The organism is Pseudomonas sp. NFPP07, from assembly GCF_900115645.1.
Taxonomy (GTDB): Bacteria; Pseudomonadota; Gammaproteobacteria; order Pseudomonadales; family Pseudomonadaceae; genus Aquipseudomonas; species Aquipseudomonas chlororaphis.
This window is the reverse complement of sequence record NZ_FOXG01000011.1, coordinates 260,734-279,285: the sequence shown is the minus strand read 5'-3', so window position 1 is coordinate 279,285 and position 18,552 is coordinate 260,734. Positions and strand designations below refer to the sequence as shown.

At 63.2% G+C, this 18,552-nt stretch carries 16 protein-coding genes; 9 read left to right on the top strand and 7 right to left on the bottom strand.

Translation table 11 applies throughout. From position 1 onward, the window contains the following. The first annotated feature begins 188 nt into the window (after nt 1-188). The 7 genes from BM019_RS26760 to BM019_RS26730 all read left to right on the top strand — a co-directional run bounded on the left by BM019_RS26760 (nt 189) and on the right by BM019_RS26730 (nt 7,966). Complete coding sequence (locus BM019_RS26760; RefSeq protein ID WP_009041545.1) at nt 189-1,847, top strand: Na/Pi cotransporter family protein; 1,659 nt, start codon at nt 189-191, stop codon at nt 1,845-1,847. A gap of 56 nt (nt 1,848-1,903) precedes the next feature. After that, on the top strand, nt 1,904-3,286 hold the full coding sequence (locus tag BM019_RS26755; protein ID WP_092421613.1) for a M16 family metallopeptidase: 1,383 nt from the start codon (nt 1,904-1,906) through the stop codon (nt 3,284-3,286). 61 nt (nt 3,287-3,347) lie between these two features. Beyond that, nucleotides 3,348-4,379, top strand: a complete 1,032-nt coding sequence (locus tag BM019_RS26750) for a DUF5924 family protein (RefSeq protein WP_007924268.1) — start codon at nt 3,348-3,350, stop codon at nt 4,377-4,379. A 69-nt stretch (nt 4,380-4,448) separates the two neighbouring features. Next, on the top strand, nt 4,449-5,597 hold the full coding sequence (locus BM019_RS26745; RefSeq protein ID WP_053263263.1) for an ABC transporter permease: 1,149 nt from the start codon (nt 4,449-4,451) through the stop codon (nt 5,595-5,597). Continuing rightward, the gene (locus BM019_RS26740; protein WP_009041542.1) at nt 5,594-6,397 is read left to right on the top strand and encodes an ABC transporter ATP-binding protein; all 804 of its coding nucleotides are present in this window, start codon (nt 5,594-5,596) and stop codon (nt 6,395-6,397) included. Before BM019_RS26745 ends, BM019_RS26740 begins: the two co-directional genes overlap by 4 nt. Before the next feature lies 1 nt (nt 6,398). Beyond that, nucleotides 6,399-7,337, top strand: coding sequence for an MlaD family protein (locus tag BM019_RS26735; protein WP_092421610.1), 939 nt, complete (start codon nt 6,399-6,401; stop codon nt 7,335-7,337). Further along, nucleotides 7,334-7,966 (top strand): ABC-type transport auxiliary lipoprotein family protein, encoded by a 633-nt coding sequence (locus tag BM019_RS26730; RefSeq protein WP_062824096.1) that lies wholly within the window; start codon nt 7,334-7,336, stop codon nt 7,964-7,966. Before BM019_RS26735 ends, BM019_RS26730 begins: the two co-directional genes overlap by 4 nt. Nucleotides 7,967-8,045: 79 nt before the next feature. Here BM019_RS26730 and BM019_RS26725 read toward each other — a convergent pair whose 3' ends face one another. The 5 genes from BM019_RS26725 to BM019_RS26705 all read right to left on the bottom strand — a co-directional run bounded on the left by BM019_RS26725 (nt 8,046) and on the right by BM019_RS26705 (nt 12,435). Beyond that, complete coding sequence (locus BM019_RS26725; protein WP_092421607.1) at nt 8,046-9,275, bottom strand: nucleoside recognition domain-containing protein; 1,230 nt, start codon at nt 9,273-9,275, stop codon at nt 8,046-8,048. A 99-nt stretch (nt 9,276-9,374) separates the two neighbouring features. Continuing rightward, a complete protein-coding gene (gltP, locus tag BM019_RS26720) occupies nt 9,375-10,706 on the bottom strand; it encodes a glutamate/aspartate:proton symporter GltP (protein WP_007924276.1) in 1,332 nt (443 codons plus the stop codon). A gap of 738 nt (nt 10,707-11,444) precedes the next feature. Beyond that, the gene (locus BM019_RS26715) at nt 11,445-11,909 is read right to left on the bottom strand and encodes an inhibitor of vertebrate lysozyme family protein (protein ID WP_007924277.1); all 465 of its coding nucleotides are present in this window, start codon (nt 11,907-11,909) and stop codon (nt 11,445-11,447) included. Between the two features lie 2 nt (nt 11,910-11,911). Then, nucleotides 11,912-12,076, bottom strand: coding sequence for a DUF1328 domain-containing protein (locus tag BM019_RS26710; RefSeq protein ID WP_009041538.1), 165 nt, complete (start codon nt 12,074-12,076; stop codon nt 11,912-11,914). A 71-nt stretch (nt 12,077-12,147) separates the two neighbouring features. Continuing rightward, the gene (locus BM019_RS26705; RefSeq protein ID WP_092421603.1) at nt 12,148-12,435 is read right to left on the bottom strand and encodes a hypothetical protein; all 288 of its coding nucleotides are present in this window, start codon (nt 12,433-12,435) and stop codon (nt 12,148-12,150) included. A 449-nt stretch (nt 12,436-12,884) separates the two neighbouring features. Here BM019_RS26705 and algB point away from each other — a divergent pair, with 449 nt between their 5' ends. Continuing rightward, nucleotides 12,885-14,231 carry a sigma-54-dependent response regulator transcription factor AlgB gene (gene algB, locus BM019_RS26700; RefSeq protein WP_092421600.1) on the top strand — a complete coding sequence of 449 codons (1,347 nt, stop codon included), beginning with the start codon at nt 12,885-12,887 and terminating at the stop codon, nt 14,229-14,231. A 10-nt stretch (nt 14,232-14,241) separates the two neighbouring features. Continuing rightward, on the top strand, nt 14,242-16,029 hold the full coding sequence (locus BM019_RS26695; RefSeq protein WP_092421597.1) for a KinB sensor domain-containing domain: 1,788 nt from the start codon (nt 14,242-14,244) through the stop codon (nt 16,027-16,029). Between the two features lie 3 nt (nt 16,030-16,032). Here the strand turns inward: BM019_RS26695 and BM019_RS26690 are convergent, their stop codons facing one another. Both BM019_RS26690 and BM019_RS26685 read right to left on the bottom strand, forming a co-directional pair. Then, nucleotides 16,033-17,655, bottom strand: coding sequence for an EAL domain-containing protein (locus BM019_RS26690; RefSeq protein ID WP_114761151.1), 1,623 nt, complete (start codon nt 17,653-17,655; stop codon nt 16,033-16,035). A gap of 72 nt (nt 17,656-17,727) precedes the next feature. Then, nucleotides 17,728-18,507: an N-acetylmuramoyl-L-alanine amidase gene (locus BM019_RS26685; protein ID WP_092421594.1), complete on the bottom strand. Its 780-nt coding sequence runs from the start codon at nt 18,505-18,507 to the stop codon at nt 17,728-17,730. Between the last annotated feature and the right edge of the window lie 45 nt (nt 18,508-18,552).

Here is an 18,552-nt window from a genome sequence, read left to right as displayed (position 1 = left end):
TTCGAGCCCCTTTTTCACGCCTGCGAAAAACCGCTTTCTTCATGACAGTTTTGTTTCAATCGCCGCATCAGCTATGCGATGCTGGCGCACAGACCGTTAGCCAACTACAGCTTAAGTACAGAACGTAGAACAACGCGCGGCACCGTTAACTTGCCCCTCTGGGGCGCTATTCACCACAGGGGGCCGTTATGCTCACCCTGCTCAATTTGCTGTCCGCCGTGGCCTTGCTGATCTGGGGCACGCATATCGTCCGCACCGGCATCCTGCGGGTCTATGGCTCGAACCTGCGCCACCTCATCGGCCAGAACATGGCCAAGCGCCCACTGGCTTTCATCGCCGGGATCCTGGTCACCGCCATGGTCCAGAGCAGCAACGCCACGGCGATGCTGGTCACCTCGTTCGTCGGCCAGGGGCTGATGGCCCTGACACCCGCCCTGGCGACCATGCTCGGCGCCGACGTCGGCACCGCGCTGATGGCCCGGGTGCTGACCTTCGACCTGTCCTGGCTGTCGCCGCTGCTGATCTTTCTCGGGGTGATCTTCTTCCTCTCGCGCAAACAGACCCGCGCCGGCCAGCTCGGGCGGGTAGGAATCGGCCTGGGGCTGATCATCCTGGCCCTGCAACTGATCGTCGAGGCCGCCGCGCCCATCACCCATGCCCAGGGCGTGAAAGTCCTGTTCGCCTCGCTGACCGGCGACATCCTGCTCGACGCCTTGATGGGCGCGTTGTTCGCCATGATTTCATACTCCAGCCTGGCCGCCGTGCTGCTCACCGCGACCCTGGCCGGGGCCGGCGTGATCAGCCTGCCGGTGGCCATCGGCCTGGTGATCGGCGCCAACATCGGCAGCGGGGTGCTGGCCTTTCTCAGCACCAACATGCAGAACGCCGCCGGCCGCCAGGTGGCGCTGGGCAGCCTGCTGTACAAGCTGATCGGCCTGGTGCTGATCATTCCGGTGCTCGACCCGCTCGCCCACTGGATGGACAGCCTGGATTTCAGCCCGCAAGAAGTGGTGATCGGTTTCCACTTGCTCTACAACACCCTGCGTTGCCTGGTACTGCTACCGACGGTCGGGCCGATGGCCAAGGTCTGCACCTGGTTGCTGCCGGAACGCCCGGAAACCAATGGCCGGGCCAAGCCTCGCCACCTCGACCCGACCGCCCTGGCCACCCCCAGCCTGGCCCTGGCCAACGCGGCGCGGGAAACCCTGCGCATCGGCGACCTGGTCGAAACCATGCTCGAAGCCGTGCGCGATGTGCTGCACGGCAAGCAGACCGCGATCACCCAGGAAATGCGCAACCTCAACGACGATGTCGAAGTGCTCTATAACGCGATCAAACTCTACCTGGCGCAAATGCCCCGGGAAGACCTGGGCGAACAGGACAGCCGGCGCTGGGCCGAGATCATCGAACTGGCGATCAACCTGAAACTGGCCAGCGACCTGATCGAACGCATGCTGCGCAAGGTCCAGCAGCAGAAGACCGCGCAGCGTCGCTCCTTTTCCGAAGTCGGCCTGGAAGAACTGGCCGGCCTGCATGAACAGCTGATCGCCAACCTGCGCCTGGGGCTTTCGGTGTTTCTCAGCGCCGATCCGGAAAGCGCCCGGCAGCTGCTGCGGGAAAAACGCCGCTTTCGCGCTCAGGAACGTCGCCTGGCCCATGCCCATGTCAGCCGCCTGCAACGTAAAATCGTCCAGAGCATCGAGACCAGCTCGCTGCACCTGGAGCTGATCGCCGATATGAAGCGCTTGAATTCGCTGTTCTGCGGCAGCGCCTACGTGGTGCTGGGTTCCTCCGAAACCGGCGCGCTCGCCGTGGACGATATGGCTGACATCACCCATTCACCCTGAACGTCCAGAGTTACTCGAAGTCTGTTGAACTTACGCCCGTCGTAAGGAAGCCCGTTATGCGTTGCCTGTTATTCGCCTGTCTGCTGCTCGGATCAGCCCATTCGTTTGCCCTGGATCGCTTCCAGGTCGAAGGCTACATGCTGCCCAACGGCCTGCAGTTGCTGCTCAAGCCGGGCAACGTGCGCGGCCACGTGGCGATTCGCCTGGTGGTCGGGGTAGGGCTGGACGATTTCGGCTGCGCCGACAAGGAACTGCCGCATGTGCTCGAACACCTGCTGTTCAGCGGCATCGACGCCAGCGGTGAGGGCGGGCTGGAGGAACGCATGCAAGCCCTGGGCGGCGAGTGGAACGCCTACACCAGCAATGCCGATACCACGTTCGTCATCGAGGCTCCGGCGAAAAACCAGCGCAAGGTGCTGGACCTGCTGCTGGCCCTCTTGACCCGTACCGAGCTCGACGACAACGCATTGCAAACGGCGAAACGGGTGGTCGAGCGCGAGGACGGCGGGCATTACTCGCACCTGCAACGCTGGCTGGACCGCCAGGACCTGGGCCACACCGCCAGTAATCAGTTGGCGGTGGAGCTGGGCCTGAAGTGCGCCGAACGGGCCGAGGTCGATCAACTGACCCTGGAACAGCTGGAGCAGCTGCGCAAGAACTGGTACGCGCCGAACAATATGACCCTGATCGTCGTCGGCGACCTTGACCGCCTGCTGCCGGCCTACCTGGAACGCAGCTACGGGGCGCTGGAACCGGTGGAGCCCAGCGAGCACCAGGGCCTGCCGGACATTCAACAAACGGCCGCCGCCGAGCGCAGTCTGATCCACGGCTGGGTCGGCGACAGCGCCAAACTGCACTGGCTGTTCCCCGAGCCGATCCTCGACCGGCAGCACGATGAAACCTTCGATCTGCTCAAGGATTACCTGGACTGGGCGCTGTACCAGAAGCTGCGCCTGCAGCATGAGCTGTCCTACGGGCCGAACAGCGAACGCGAGGTGTTCGGCGGCGTCGGCTTTCTCAGCCTGAATGCCGACCTGGAGCGCGCGGACGTCCCCGAGGCCCGGCAAGCGATCGACGAGCTCAAGGCGCAGCTGCTCAAGGACGGCCTGGAGCCGACCACCTTCGCCCGTCTGCAACAGGCCGCCATTGTTCGCCAGGCCTGGGCGGTACAGGGCAATAGCGCCCTGGCGGACTACTACTGGAGCGCCTTGAGCGACTACGCGGACGGGCGTTTCAGCGACCCGGCCAAGCGCCTGCAAGCCGTCAGCCTGAAGCAGGCCAACCAGGCCATGCGCCAACTGCTGGAACAGCCCGGCTACCTGCGGATCGAAAAACCGCTGCTGAGCTATACAGCCCTGAGCGGGCTGATCGGCGCACTGCTATTGATTGTTTTTGCTCTGTTCGGCTGGCGGGCTTATCGCAAACGAATCCGTGTCTGATGCGTCTTTTGTCATGCTAAACCGTTATTCTGTCGGGGATTTTTTCTAGTGTGATCGCCGAATGCCAAACCTGACTCATTACATGCAGCGCATCCTGGAACTGATGAAGCGCTACCCAGGGGTCATTGCGCTCGGCGGTTTCATTTCCGGTGTCGGCAGTTTCATCCTGGTGGACCGCCAACAGGGCCTGGCCACCTGGATCGCCGTGATCATGCTGGTGAGCTGGATCTGGCTGATGCTGGAAAACAGCCTGACCCAGCTGTTCACCAAGATCTTCAAGCGGGAAATCCCCCAGCCGCTGCTGCGTTACGCAACGCAGATGATTCACCAGGAAAGCCTGTTTTTCGTCCTGCCGTTCTTCTTCATCACCACCGCCTGGAACAGCGGGCAGCTGGTATTCACCGGCCTGCTGGGCGCCTCGGCGCTGGTCTCGATCATCGACCCGCTGTACTACAAATGGCTGGCCCCACGCCGCTGGCTGTTCCTCGCCCTGCATACCCTGACGCTGTTCGCCGCATTGCTGACCGCGCTGCCGATCATCCTGCACCTGACCACCGCGCAGAGCTTCAAGCTGGCCCTGGGCATCGCCATGCTGCTGTCGTTCCCCAGCCTTGCGTCGATCTTCCCGATCCGCAACCTGCGCGGCGCGCTGATGCTGCTGGGCATGACCCTGGCCATCGGCGGCACTGGCTGGCTGCTGCGCTCCTGGGTTCCGCCGGCGACCTTGTGGATCGCCGAGGAAGCCATCAGCACCCAGTTGCAGGACCGCACCCCCGGCGCCAGCCTCAAGGAGGTCAGCGCCAACGACGTGCGCAGCGCCGGGCTGTATGCCTACACCGCGATCAATGCGCCGCGCGGGCTGGACGAGCGCATTTATCACGTCTGGCAATTCAACGGTAAAGAGGTCGACCGGGTGGCCCTGGACATCCACGGCGGGCGCAAGGAGGGCTACCGCGCCTGGTCGCACAAGCAGAACTTCCCCGGCGATCCGACCGGCAGCTGGCAGGTCCGGGTGCTGACCGAAGACGGGCAGGTGATCGGCGTGCTGCGCTTCAAGATCACCGGCACCAACGGGCAAGACTCAGCACCTTAGTACAAGGCAAAGTCGTCTCGATCGTGGTATTACGTAGCACTGCGTAAAAACCATGCAAGCACGGAGCTTATGACTCAGAGCACGACGGCCGGCAGTGCCCAACTGGATACGTCGAGTTCCCCCTCGCGGTTGCGAGTCGCGGGGGACTGGACGCTCGTCCATTACACCGAGCTCAAGCACCTCTGCGAAAAGCTCACCGGACAGTACGACGCCAGCACCCACATCGACCTCAACGGCCTCGGCGCCCTGGATACCGCGGGCGCCTCGCTGTTGGTCGAGCTGCTGGGCTCCGAGCGTCTCGGCCAGTCTACCGAACACCCCGACTGCACCCTGTCTTCGGCCGACCGCGCGCTGCTGCAGACCGTCTACTGCTCGCTGACCGACTTCTGCGTACCACTCAAGGAGCCGGAAATATCGGTCGGCATCCAGTTGCTGACCCGGATCGGCAAGGCGGTCGACGCCATCTGGCAGGACAGCCTGAAACTGCTGGGTTTCGTCGGCCTGATCCTCGAAACCCTGGCCCGCGGCCTGCTGCGCCCCAAGCGCTGGCGCATCACGCCGATGGTCGCGCATATCGAGCAGACCGGCCTCGACGCCGCGCCCATCGTCGCCTTGCTGACCTTTCTGGTGGGCGCCGTGGTGGCCTTCCTCGGCGCCACGGTGCTGCAGAGTTTCGGCGCCAGCATCTTTACCGTGGACCTGGTGGCGTTCTCCTTCCTGCGTGAGTTCGGCGTGCTGCTCACTGCGATCCTCATGGCCGGCCGGACCGCGAGCGCCTTCACCGCGCAGATCGGCTCGATGAAGGCCAACGAGGAAATCGACGCCATCCGCACCCTGGGTCTGGACCCGATGGAGCTGCTGGTGCTGCCCCGGGTCCTGGCGCTGCTGGTGGCGCTGCCGATGCTGACCTTCCTGGCGATGCTCTCGGGGATTGTCGGCGGCGGGGTGGTCTGTGCGCTGTCGCTGGATATCTCGCCGGCGATGTTCCTCGCCTTGCTGCAATCGGACATCGGCGTGCAGCACTTCCTGGTGGGCATGGTCAAGGCGCCGATCTTCGCCTTCCTGATCGCCGCCATCGGCTGCCTGGAAGGCTTCAAGGTCAGCGGCAGCGCCGAATCCGTAGGCGCCCACACCACCTCCAGCGTGGTGCAATCGATCTTCGTGGTGATCGTCCTCGATGCCGTCGCCGCGCTGTTCTTCATGGAGATGGGCTGGTGAACCGTTCAACCCGTCCGCCCGCCGAGGCGGTGATCGAAGTCCGTGGCCTGTGCAATCGCTTCGGCCCGCAGAGCGTGCACGAAAACCTCGACCTGGACCTCTACAAGGGCGAGATCCTCGCGGTGGTCGGCGGTTCAGGCAGCGGCAAGTCGGTGCTGCTGCGCAGCATCATCGGCCTGCGCCAGCCCAGCGCAGGTTCGGTGCGGGTCTTCGGCCAGAACCTGCCGAGCCTGGCGGAACATGAGCGCTCGCTGATCGAACGGCGCTTCGGCGTGCTGTTCCAGAAGGGCGCGCTGTTTTCGTCGCTGACCGTGACCGAAAACGTCGCCCTGCCGCTGATCGAGCATGCCGGCCTGAGCCGCGCCGACGCCGAGCACCTGGCGGCGGTGAAACTGGCGCTGGCCGGGCTACCGCTGTCGGCGGCCGACAAATACCCGGCCTCGCTGTCCGGCGGCATGATCAAGCGCGCCGCCCTGGCCCGGGCGCTGGCCCTGGACCCGGACATCCTGTTTCTCGACGAACCCACCGCCGGCCTCGACCCGATCGGTGCCGCGGCTTTCGACCAATTGATCCTGACCCTGCGTGACGCCCTGGGCCTGAGCGTGTTCCTGGTCACCCATGACCTGGACACGCTGTACACCATCACCGACCGGGTGGCGGTGCTGGCACAGAAAAAGGTGCTGGTGGCGGATGCCATCGACCAGGTCGCCGAGACCGACGACGCCTGGATTCACGAATACTTCCATGGCCCTCGCGGCCGCGCGGCGTATCAGGCCGCTACACAGCTCAACGAGGTATGACATGGAAACCCGAGCCCATCATGTCCTGATCGGCCTGTTCACCGTGATTGTGGTGGTCGGCGCCCTGCTGTTCGGCCTGTGGCTGGCCAAGTCCAGCGTCGACACGGAGTTCAAGGACTACGAGATCATCTTCAACGAGGCCGTCAGCGGCCTGTCCAAAGGCAGCGCCGTGCAGTACAGCGGGATCAAGGTCGGCGATGTGGTCAGCCTGCGCCTGGACCCGAACGACCCGCGCCGGGTCCTGGCGCGGATCCGCCTGAGCGGCGAAACCCCGATCAAGGAAGACACCCAGGCCAAGCTGACCCTGACCGGCATCACCGGGACCTCGATCATCCAGCTCAGTGGCGGTACTCCACAAAGCCAACCGCTTCTGGGCAAGGACGGCAAACTGCCGGTGATCGTCGCTTCGCCATCGCCGATCGCCCGCCTGCTGAACAACAGCGAAGACCTGATGACCAGCGTCAACCTGCTGCTGCACAACGCCAACAGCATGTTCTCGCCAGAGAACGTCGAGCGCATCGGCAACACCCTCGAACATCTGGAGCAGACCACCGGAGCCATCGCCGAACAGCGCGGCGACGTGCGCCTGGCCATGCAGCAACTGGCGTCCATCGGCAAGCAGGCCAGCGCCACCCTGGAACAGACCACCGCGCTGATGCGCAACGCCAACGGCCTGCTCAACGAGCAGGGCAAGCAGATGTTCGGCAGCGCCGAGCTGGCCATGCAATCGCTGGAACAGAGCAGCGCCACCATCAACAAACTGCTGACCGACAACCAGGACTCGCTGAACAACGGCATCCAGGGCCTCAATGGCCTGGCGCCGGCCGTGCGCGAGCTGCGCGATACCCTGAGCTCGCTGCGGGCCATTTCGCGTCGCCTGGAAGCCAACCCCAGCGGCTACCTGCTGGGCAGTGACAAGAACAAGGAGTTCACGCCATGAAGCGTGCCTATCGCCCATTCGGCCGGCTGGCCCTGGCCGCCGGATTCGCCTTGAGCGGCGCCTGCTCGATCCTGCCCCAGGCCGACCCGGTGGATATCTATCGCCTGCCCACGGCCCAGAGCGCCACAGCCCGGCCTCAGGGCCACGCGCAGCCCTGGTCCCTGCGCCTGACCAAACCCCTGGCGAGCGACGCCTTGAACAGCGCGAGAATCGCTGTGATCCCCCAAGGCGATGTGATCAGCAGCTACAAGGACGCGCGCTGGAGCGATCCGGCGCCGGTGCTGCTGCGCAATAGGCTGCTGGATGGGTTCCTCGCCGATGGCCGGGTGCAGTTGCTGGGCACCGACGACAGCGATGTGCAGACCGATCTCGAACTGGGCGGCAACCTGCAGGCATTCCAGAGCGAATACCAGGGCAAGGCGGTGGCGGTGGTGATCCGCCTGGATGCGCGCCTGGTGCGCGGCTACGACCAGAAGATCCTGGCCAGCCAGCGCTTCGAAGTGCGCCAGCCGCTGAACGATACCAAGGTGCCGGCGGTGGTCGCCGGGTTTGGCCAGGCCGGGGACGCCTTGAACCGGCAGGTGGTGGAGTGGACGGTGAAGCAGGGCAGCCAGCTGGTCAGGCGTTGATGGCCTCATCGCGGGCAAGCCTCGCGCCTACAGGATGGTCCTGGTAGGCGCGAGGCTTATCCGCGAGTCGTTCCGAGCCTTAACCGAAGAACCAGTAGCACACCGCAATCGCCGCCACCACGCCGGCCAGCTCGGCCAGCAGGGCGCAGCCGACGGCATGGCGCGCCCGCTGGATACCGACCGAGCCGAAGTACACCGCCAGCACATAGAAAGTGGTCTCGGTACTGCCCTGGATCGTCGCCGCGGCCAACGCCGGGAAACTGTCCACGCCCTGGGTCTGCATGGTTTCGATCAACATGGCCCGCGCGGCGCTGCCGGAGAAGGGCTTGACCAGGGCCGTCGGCAGGGCATCGACGAAGCGTGTGTCCCAGCCAGCCCATTCCACCAGATACCGGATGCCGTCCAGGCCGAAGTCCAGGGCGCCGGAGGCGCGCAGCACGCCCACCGCGCAGAGCATGGCCACCAGATACGGCAGCAGGTTCTTGGCGACGTCGAAACCTTCCTTGGCGCCCTCGACGAAGGCCTCGTAGACCTTGACCTTGCGCAGCGCGCCAATCACCAGGAACAACATGATCAGGCCGAACAGGGTCAGGTTGCCCAGGATCGACGACAGCGACGCCAGCGCGGTGGCCGACAGCGTGGCGAGCAAGGCCATGAAGCCACCCAGGGCCAGGGCGCCGGGAATCAGGTAGGTCAGCACCACTGGGTCCCACAGGCGCAAGCGCTGCATCACCGCGACCGACAGCAGGCCGACCAGGGTCGAGGCGCTGGTGGCCAGCAGGATCGGCAGGAACACCAGGGTCGGGTCGGCGGCGCCTTGCTGGGCGCGGTACATGAAGATGGTCACTGGCAGCAGGGTCAGGGACGAGGCGTTCAGCACCAGGAACAGGATCTGCGCGTTGCTCGCCGTGGTCGCGTTGGGGTTGAGGTCTTGCAAGGCGCGCATGGCCTTGAGGCCGATCGGCGTGGCGGCGTTGTCCAGCCCCAGGCCATTGGCCGCGAAGTTCAGGGTGATCAGGCCGATGGCCGGGTGGCCGGGCGGCACTTCCGGCATCAGGCGGGTGAACAGCGGGCCCAGGGCCTTGGCCAGCCAGTCGACGATCCCGGCCTTTTCGGCGATCCGCAAAAAGCCCAGCCACAAGGTCAGGGTGCCGAACAGCAGCACCATCACTTCCACCGACAGCTTGGCCATGGCGAAGATGCTTTCCACCATCGCCGCGAAGATCCCGGCGTTACCGCCGACCAGCCACTGCGCCAGCGCTGAAACGGCCGCCACGATGAAGAAGCCAAGCCACAGGCCATTGAGCATCAGTTATTCCCCCAGAAGATGCGGCGAATGATAGCGGTGCAGACAGAAACGACAAACCCCGGCTTGACCGGGGTTTGTCGATGATGACGGCTACAGCTGTCAGCCTTTGGTGACTTCACCGGCCGGCAGCGGCTCCTTGCTGCGCCAGTGCGGCAGGGAATTCCAGTAGCGCTGGCCCTTGGCGTCGTCGTACATGCCTTCCCAACGCGCGATGACCAGGACCGCCAGGGCGTTGCCGATCACGTTCAGCGCGGTACGGGCCATGTCCATGATGCGGTCGACACCGGCGATGAAGGCCAGGCCTTCCAGCGGAATGCCCACGCTGCCCAGGGTCGCCAGCAGCACCACGAAGGACACGCCCGGTACGCCGGCGATGCCTTTGGAGGTGACCATCAGGGTCAGGACCAGCAGCAGTTGCTGGCTGATCGACAGGTCGATGCCGTACAGCTGGGCAATGAAAATCGCCGCGATGCTCTGGTACAGGGTCGAACCGTCGAGGTTGAACGAGTAACCGGTCGGTACCACGAAGCTGCAGATGGCTTTCGGTGCACCGTAGGCTTCCATCTTCTCGATCACTCGCGGCAGCACGGTTTCCGAACTGGCGGTGGAGTAGGCCAGCACCAGCTCATCCTTGAAGATGCGCATCAGCTTGATCACCGAGAAGCCGAACAGGCGAGCGATCAGGCCCAGGACCACGAAGGCGAAGAAGGCGATGGCCACATAAACCAGGATCACCAGCTTGGCCAGCGGCAGCAGGGAGGCGAAACCGAAGTTGGCCACGGTCACCGCGATCAGGGCAAATACGCCGATCGGGGCGTAGTTCATGATCATGTGGGTGACTTTGAACATGCTTTCCGAGACGCCCTGGAACATCTTCACCAGCGGCTCGCGCAGGTCGGCCTGCAGGCTCGACAGACCGAGGCCGAACAGCACCGAGAAAAAGATGATCGGCAGCATCTCGCCGCGGGCCATGGCCGCGAAGATGTTCGATGGGATCAGGTTGAGGATGGTTTCGATGAACGCGTGTTCATGCTGTACCTCGGCGGCGGTCGCCTGGTACTTGGAAATATCCACGGTACCCAGGGTGCTCATGTCGATGCCGGCGCCCGGGTGGAACACGTTGGCCAGCACCAGGCCGACCAGGATCGCGATGGTGGTGACGATTTCGAAGTAGATGATGGTCTTCAGGCCGATACGCCCGAGCTTCTTCGCGTCGCCCACGCCGGCGATACCGACGATCAGCGAGGAGATCACGATCGGGATCACGATCATCTTGATCAAGCGGATAAAGATATCGCCCGCAGGTTGCAGGACGTTGCTGATCCACCAGGCTTTTTCGGCACTGAAATGGTTGAGCAGCGCACCAATTGCAATCCCCAGCACCAGACCGATGAGGATCTGCCAGGCGAGGCTTAGTTTTGCCTTCTTCATATCATTACCCTTACTTCAGTTGGACTCGGGCTGATGCGCGAACTGGAACGCTCAATGGCGGAAAAGTCTGTGCATCGGCCCCCGTATAAGGTCACCCCGAGCGAGCATTTACGGCTCTCTGCAGGCGAAAAAAGGCGCAACTATTCCGACGCAAGGGGGGCGCGTCTAATGCCGTAAACGCCTACCCTATGCCGAATCGGCATGAGTTTTTCTAAACGAAACGGGCGTCCCAACCGGTTCGAATGCGACATTTCGGCCCGACCATCTACCGTGAAACGGCCATTTCAGGCGGCATTCAGCGCTTTTAGGCGGGCTCGGAATGACCCTCGAAAGAAGGGAAAGTTCTTACGTTAGAACCAGAAATCTCATCTGGAAAAAGCCAAAAGTTTCTCGATGTACGGTCGCAAGGAAACACCGTGAAACGGTTAGACCAGGCAACTCGGAATATTTGTCGCGAACCCCTGCCTGAAAAAGCAGGCCACCGCTCTGCCACAAAGGTTTGTGGCATTCAAACACGACGCAAGTCGTCAAGCCTGAGCGGCTGGCGAACTTGCGCCGCAGTTTTTCCTGACCCGGCCCTCGCGGAGGCACTCCCTGTACCCCTAGGTCACTCCGATCCGGTTGCGATCAGAACGTCCCGGCCCCCTGGTCATGCGCGGCCCCTCCTCGGGGCGGCGCAACAGAAAGCAAGGCTCGGATGGCGCTTGCTTTCCATGGTCGAACCTTCGAACAGTCAACTCAGTACCAGTTCGGGTCCTTTTTCAGCTGTTCCTTGAGCAAGCCCTGCATGCCAGCGTCCGGCTTGCCGAGAAAGCGGTATTCGGCATGGCGGGTCGGCGACTTGTCCGCGGGCAAGCCCGCCGGCACTTCGACCAACATGGCGTAGGCGTCCTTCTTGTCGAAACTGAACGCCACGATCAGGCGCTGGTTGCGACAGGTATCGCGGGTTTCGCACAGCGGACCGACCAGGTACTTGTCGCCGTCTTCTTCCACCGCATTCATCTGCTGCGCGTCACCGGACAGGTTCATCACCCATTCCGGCAGGCGCTCTTCCTTTTCGACGACTTCCTGCCAGGTTTCACGGTATTGCGGGTCACTGTTCAACAACTCGTTGACCCGGGTCTGACCGTCGTTGGCCGCCATCGCCGTGGCCGCGCCGCCCAGCAACAGGGCGGCGGCCAATGTTTTCAAAGAAACGCTCATGCTCAACCTCGACCACGACGGCCAAAGAAGAAGGAAACGATGAACATCACCAGGAAAACGACAAAGAGAATCTTGGCGATACCCGTGGCGGTGCCCGCGATACCACCAAAGCCCAGTACCGCGGCGATGATGGCAATGATCAGGAATGTGATTGCCCAGCTCAACATGGTCATTCTCCTTACGCTTCTATTTAGAGGTACTGCCTAGCCGGCCCGCCGTTGCGCACCGACTGTCCTGCCTAGAACACCCAGCGCTCCTGATAAGCCGTGTCGGTGGCAGGCTGAGCCTGGTCGACGTCCATCAGAAGCATCGGGGCGGAATCGGCAAACCGAGTGCTGACTGCACTGAAGTGGGTGTGAGTGGGGTGAGAAACCGGCAACCTCACAGCTTCTTGCTGCTGACTATGCTCCCAACGTGAAAACTGCTGACCGCCAATCAAGGTCACCAGCAATGCCAGGCTGGCGAACAATCCCTGCTGCAGATGCAGGGACGAAACAGACAATGGGGCGAGACGTTGGCGTTTCATCCGGAAGCTCCTCCCATGGGGGTCATTGTTCTCAACGCTTGTTGCTGTGCCTGCGGCTTGTTCAACCGAGCCTGATCAGGTTGTTGCAGCCTGCATGCCAGCTTTCACGATTAAAACAAACTCAATAAAAACAATGACTTGTAATCATATTGGGAGGTTTGCCATACGCCATCCTGCACGATGCCGCCCTGGATACCGTGCGAATTGCACGATCAGCCCGGTACTTGAGGAAAAAAGCGCAGCTGAAAATGCATGGAGTACAGTGGCGAAATCGGGAAAGGCCTGCGGGCAAGACCTAAAATCAATAAAAAACCTATTGTTTTCAACCGATTAGCAATAGAGCCAGGAGATAACTAATCTGCACGCAGTGAAATCGATCAGAATTAACCATGCAACTTGCCCGATTTTTCCGGGACTAAATAAGATCACTCACTTCAGGAGCCTCGGACATGGAATCAGCACCGGAAAATCAAGGCCGCATTCTTCTGGTAGATGATGAGTCCGCGATCCTTCGTACCTTCCGTTACTGCCTGGAAGACGAGGGCTACACCGTCGCCACGGCCAATAGCGCCGCTCAGGCCGATACCTTGCTGCAACGCCAGGTGTTCGACCTGTGTTTCCTCGACCTGCGCCTAGGCGAGGACAACGGCCTGGACGTACTGGCCCAGATGCGCATCCAGGCCCCCTGGATGCGGGTGGTCATCGTCACCGCCCATTCGGCCGTCGATACCGCGGTGGACGCCATCCAGGCCGGCGCCGCCGACTATCTGGTCAAGCCCTGCAGCCCCGATCAACTGCGCCTGGCGACCGCCAAGCAGCTGGAAGTCCGCCAGCTCTCGGCGCGCCTGGAGGCCCTCGAAGGCGAAGTGCGCAAACCCAAGGACGGCCTGGATTCGCACAGTCCGGCAATGAAAGTGGTGCTGGAAACCGCCCGCCAGGTCGCCGGCACCGACGCCAACATCCTGATCCTCGGCGAGTCCGGCACCGGCAAGGGCGAGCTGGCCCGGGCCATTCATGGCTGGAGCAAGCGCGCCAGGAAATCCTGCGTCACCATCAACTGCCCGTCGCTGAACGCCGAACTGATGGAGAGCGAGCTGTTCGGTCACAGCCGCGGGGCCTTTACCGGCGCCAGCGAAAGCACCCTTGGCCGGGTCAACCAGGCTGACGGCGGCACGCTGTTCCTCGACGAGATCGGCGACTTCCCGCTGACCCTGCAACCCAAGTTGCTGCGGTTCATCCAGGACAAGGAATACGAGCGGGTCGGCGACCCGGTGACCCGCCGCGCCGACGTGCGCATCCTCGCCGCGACCAACCTCAACCTCGAGGACATGGTGCGCGACGGACGCTTCCGTGAAGACCTGCTGTACCGCCTGAACGTGATCACCCTGCACCTGCCGCCGCTGCGCGAACGCAGCGAAGACATCCTGACCCTGGCCGACCGTTTCCTGGCGCGCTTCGTCAAGGAATACGCCCGCCCCGCCCGTGGCTTCAGCATTGATGCCCGCGAAGCGCTGCTCAACTACCGCTGGCCGGGCAATATCCGCGAGCTGCGCAACGTGGTGGAACGCGCCAGCATCATCTGTCCCCAGGAAAAGGTGGAGATCAGCCACCTGGGCATGGCCGAGCAACCGACCAACAACACCCCGCGCATCGGCGCTGCCTTGAGCCTGGACGAGCTGGAGAAAGCCCATATCGGCGCCGTGCTGGCCACCAGCGATACCCTCGACCAGGCCGCCAAGACGCTCGGCATCGACGCCTCGACGCTGTACCGCAAACGCAAACAGTACAACCTGTGAGCCGCCCCTCATGAAGTTAGCGATGAAACTGCGCACGAGACTGTTTCTGAGCATCTCGGCGCTGATCACCGTGGCGCTGCTCGGCCTGCTGCTCGGGCTGGTCAGCGTGATGCAGATGGCCAAGACCCAGGAAGCGCTGATCCGCGACAACTTCATTACCCTGGACCTGGGGCTCAAGCTGCGACAGACCCTGGGCGACCAACTGCTCATCATGCTCAACCACAACCCTGACCGGACGGCGCTGGACGACTCCAGGCAGGAATACCTGGCCCTGCTCGAGCAGGGCATCGAGCATGAACGGCAAAACAATGTGCGTAACGGCTTCACCCAGGCACGCGACGACTACCAGCGTTTCTTCGAAGCCTTCGAGCGCGCCGACGGGACCCCGGCAGGGGTCAATGGCAATACCGAACTGACCCACCGCTTCAATACCCTGCGCAATGGCTTGATCGGCGAGCACAAGCAGGCCCTGGACAACATCAATGACATCGAACACCAGGCCCGCAATCGCGCCTTGCTGATCGCCGGCCTGCTCGGCCTGGTCGGGCTGGCCGTGCTGATCATCGGCTTCATCACCGCCCACGGCATCGCCCGGCGCTTTGGCGGCCCCATCGAAGCGCTGGCCAAGGCCGCCGACAATATCGGCCAGGGCAACTTCGATGTGACCCTGCCTCTGTCTGCGGCTGCCGAGATGAACTTGCTGACCCGGCGCTTCGGAATCATGGCCCAAGCCCTGCGCGAGCATCAGGCCACCAATATCGACGAACTGCTCGCCGGCCAGCAGCGCCTGCAATCGGTGCTCGACAGCATCGACGACGGTTTGCTGATGATCGACCGTCAGGGTCACCTGGAACACCTCAACCCGGTAGCCCAACGCCAGCTGGGCTGGGACGAGGAACGCCTCGGACAAGGGCTGGGCAGCGCCCTGCAGCGACCGGAACTGGACGAGCAACTGCAACTGGTATTGCGCGGCGGCACCCTGGAACGGGCGCCGGAAGACCTCAGCGTCGAGGTCGATGGCGAATCGCGCCTGCTGACGTACAGCCTGACCCCGGTCAGCCATCCCCAGGGGCATATCCTCGGCGCGGTGATGGTGCTGCACGACGTCACCGAGCAGCGAGCCTTCGAGCGTGTGCGCAGCGAGTTCGTATTGCGTGCCTCCCATGAATTGCGCACCCCGGTCACCGGCATGCACATGGCGTTCGGCCTGTTGCAGGAACGCCTGCGCTTCCCGGAGGAGTCCCGCGAAGCCGACCTGCTGAACACCGTCAACGAAGAAATGCAGCGCCTGATGCAACTGATCAACGACCTGCTGAACTTCTCGCGTTATCAGAATGGCCTGCAGAAGCTCACCCTGGCGCCTTGCACCCTGGAAGAGCTGCTGGAGCAGGCGCGCAACCGCTTCATCGGCACCGCCACGGCGCAGGGCATCGAGCTGCGGGTGGAGCTCCAGGCGCCGTTGCCGCGGCTGCACGCCGACCGCATGCAACTGGAGCGGGTGCTGGACAACCTGATCGACAATGCCCTGCGGCATACCGCCAAGGGTGGCTTGATCCGCTTGCAGGCCCGTCGGCATGGCGAGCGGGTCATCATCAGCGTCGAAGACAACGGCGAAGGCATCGCCTATGGGCAACAGGGGCGGATTTTCGAACCTTTCGTCCAGGTCGGGCGCAAGAAAGGCGGGGCCGGCCTGGGCCTGGCGCTGTGCAAGGAAATCGTGCAACTGCACGGCGGGCGCATGGGCGTCTATTCACGGCCCGGGCAGGGAACCCAGTTCTATCTGGCCTTGCCCCTCTAGGGACTAGGCCCCGTCATCCAGGCGCCGCGGCCCCAGGCGGCGCCCGCGGGTAATCAGGTCGATGAACTGCACCGCGCTCAGCGCATGGGCGAACAGCCAGCCCTGGCCAAAACGCACACCCTCGCTGCTCAACAGCAACGCCTGATCCTCGAACTCGATGCCCTCGGCAATCACCTTGAGCTGTAGGGCATGGGCCATGCGAATGATGTGCGGGGCGACGCCGCTGCTGGCGGCGTCATGCCCCAGGGCATCGATGAATGCCTTGTCGATCTTCAGGTAATCCACCGGCAGGGTCTGCAGGTACGCCAGGCTGCAATAACCCGTGCCGAAGTCGTCGATCAGCACCTGATGGCCAACGTCCCGCAAGGCTTGCAGGTTATGCCGGGCGACCACCACATCGATCAGCCCGCGCTCGGTGACTTCGAAGGCGATCTGCCGCGCCGCCACCCGATGCAGCGCCAACAGGCGCGCCATCACCTTGCCGATCCGCGGCACCATGACATCGCAGGCCGCCAGGTTGACCGAGATGTACAGCTGCGGGTTGGCCCGCAACAGATGCCCCAACTGTTCGAGCAGGCGTTGCAGGACAAAATCGGTGATCGGGCGGATCTGCCCGGTGTTCTCCGCCATGGGAATGAACAGGTCCGGGCTGGTCAGGGTGCCGTCCGGACGACGCCAGCGCAGCAGGGCCTCGGCGCCGACACACTGGCGCGTTCGCAGATCGAAGATGGGTTGATACAGCACCTGCAGCTCGCCGCGGCGCAGCGCCCCCTGCAATTCGGCACCCAGGGATTGGCGCTGCCCGGCCAGTTGAAAGGCCAGGCCGCCAATAAAGACCGCCAGCACCAGGCTGCTGGGCAGCAGCCACCACCACCCCTCGAAAATTTCTCGCTGCATGTTGGTGCGGGGGGTGACGAGCACCATCTGATACTCCGGATTGCTGGTGGGCATCCGGTAGATCAACTGGTCCTGGGTCACCAGCAACGGGCTGCGTCCCGTGGGCGGCCACGGTTCGGTCGGCGGCCAGTCCAGCGCCGGCCCCAGCACCGGGATGGCCCGCGAGCCATGGTCGAGAACCACCATCAGGCTGCTGTTGGCGGGCAGGTCGACCATATCGGTCAGGTGCCCGCGAGACGTCGCCACGCGGAAGTTGCCGCGCCCGAGCATCAGGGCCGCGCGGTTTTCATTGGGTTCGGCGGAAGTGTTCAGCCAGTAGCTGTAGGTCGGGCCGCGGATATCCGGCGGCCGCATCACGGCCAGGTTGTCCTGGAGCGGCCAGTTGGTGCAGGCCTGAGCTGCATCGATATAGGCCGCTTCATAAATGAAGCGATAACTGAAGCTGATCTGCTGCAGGGCCACGACCATCTCGGGGCTGCATCCGCGCAGGGGCTGCGCCTCGAGTACGTCCAGGCCTTCACGCAACTGACCGAACAGTTGCTCCAAGCGTTCGAGAAAACGCTGGCCCTGGGCATTCATCTGCTCGCTTTCGCGCAGTTGCGCCTCGTGCATCGCAATGCCCAGGCTCGCCGCCAGCAGCAGGGCCGCACTCAACACAGCCGCACACATCGCCAACAGCCAGGGGCGATAGAACCAACTGCGTAGGGGTTCGCGAGCGGCCGGCATCATTGGATATCCGAGGGTTACCAATGAGTTATAGCTACTGATTGAGAAAAAACCCTGACCGTCGGGCGGGCGTCATTATTTTGTCTGGTTGAGCACCTGCAGGATCGCAGCGCTTTCTGCATCCGGCTGGCCGTCGAAACGCGACGGCCGGTAATGCATCTGGAACGCGGCCAGCACGTGACGGGTCGCCACATCCAGTTCGCCGGTCTGCGGTGTCTCATAGCCCAGGCGAGCCAGCTCTTGCTGGAACCAGGCGATGCTCGGCAGCGACGCGGCAAAGAACGCCTGCTGGCGCGCCACCGCCTGGGCGTTCGGCCACCGGCCCAACCCGGCCTCGGCCAGACGCTTCCAGGGGAACAGCGGACCCGGGTCGAGCTTGCGCAGGGGAGCGATATCACTGTGGCCGATAATGTGCTGTGGCGCGATGTTGTTGCGCTTGCTGATGTCCTTGAGCAGCACGATCAGGCTCTGGACCTGCGCTTCGCTGTAGGGATACCAGACACGCCCGGTGGGCAGGTCGCGAAAGCCCGGGTTGACGATCTCGATCCCGATGGAACTGGAGTTCAGCCAGGTACGGCCTTGCCACTGGCTCTCGCCGGCGTGCCAGGCGCGGTATTGCTCGTCCACCAGCTTGTAGATGGTCCCCGCCTTATCGTCGCCAATCAGGTAGTGGCTGCTGACCTGGCCATGGGTCAGCAGTTGCAGGGAGCGCTCCATCGAGGCCGAGGTGTAATGCACCACCACGAATTGCACCCGCTCATCGAAGTTGACCGAAGGGTGGCTGGTATCGAAACGCGGGCCGCTGGCGCAACCGGCCAGCAACAGAAGGGACAAAGCGAGGACAAGAACTTTCATGGCGGAAGGCAGTACGCTGGAGAAAATAATGCAACAGTGTAACGT

Excerpts from the sequence above, each read along its gene's own strand:
- BM019_RS26760 (WP_009041545.1), top strand. The coding sequence starts at position 189 with ATGCTCACCCTGCTCAATTTGCTGTCCGCCGTGGCCTTGCTGATCTGG.
- BM019_RS26755 (WP_092421613.1), top strand. The coding sequence starts at position 1,904 with ATGCGTTGCCTGTTATTCGCCTGTCTGCTGCTCGGATCAGCCCATTCG.
- BM019_RS26750 (WP_007924268.1), top strand. The coding sequence starts at position 3,348 with ATGCCAAACCTGACTCATTACATGCAGCGCATCCTGGAACTGATGAAG.
- BM019_RS26745 (WP_053263263.1), top strand. The coding sequence starts at position 4,449 with ATGACTCAGAGCACGACGGCCGGCAGTGCCCAACTGGATACGTCGAGT.
- BM019_RS26735 (WP_092421610.1), top strand. The coding sequence starts at position 6,399 with ATGGAAACCCGAGCCCATCATGTCCTGATCGGCCTGTTCACCGTGATT.
- BM019_RS26730 (WP_062824096.1), top strand. The coding sequence starts at position 7,334 with ATGAAGCGTGCCTATCGCCCATTCGGCCGGCTGGCCCTGGCCGCCGGA.
- BM019_RS26725 (WP_092421607.1), bottom strand. The coding sequence starts at position 9,275 with ATGCTCAATGGCCTGTGGCTTGGCTTCTTCATCGTGGCGGCCGTTTCA.
- gltP (WP_007924276.1), bottom strand. The coding sequence starts at position 10,706 with ATGAAGAAGGCAAAACTAAGCCTCGCCTGGCAGATCCTCATCGGTCTG.
- BM019_RS26715 (WP_007924277.1), bottom strand. The coding sequence starts at position 11,909 with ATGAGCGTTTCTTTGAAAACATTGGCCGCCGCCCTGTTGCTGGGCGGC.
- BM019_RS26710 (WP_009041538.1), bottom strand. The coding sequence starts at position 12,076 with ATGTTGAGCTGGGCAATCACATTCCTGATCATTGCCATCATCGCCGCG.
- BM019_RS26705 (WP_092421603.1), bottom strand. The coding sequence starts at position 12,435 with ATGAAACGCCAACGTCTCGCCCCATTGTCTGTTTCGTCCCTGCATCTG.
- algB (WP_092421600.1), top strand. The coding sequence starts at position 12,885 with ATGGAATCAGCACCGGAAAATCAAGGCCGCATTCTTCTGGTAGATGAT.
- BM019_RS26695 (WP_092421597.1), top strand. The coding sequence starts at position 14,242 with ATGAAGTTAGCGATGAAACTGCGCACGAGACTGTTTCTGAGCATCTCG.
- BM019_RS26690 (WP_114761151.1), bottom strand. The coding sequence starts at position 17,655 with ATGATGCCGGCCGCTCGCGAACCCCTACGCAGTTGGTTCTATCGCCCC.
- BM019_RS26685 (WP_092421594.1), bottom strand. The coding sequence starts at position 18,507 with ATGAAAGTTCTTGTCCTCGCTTTGTCCCTTCTGTTGCTGGCCGGTTGC.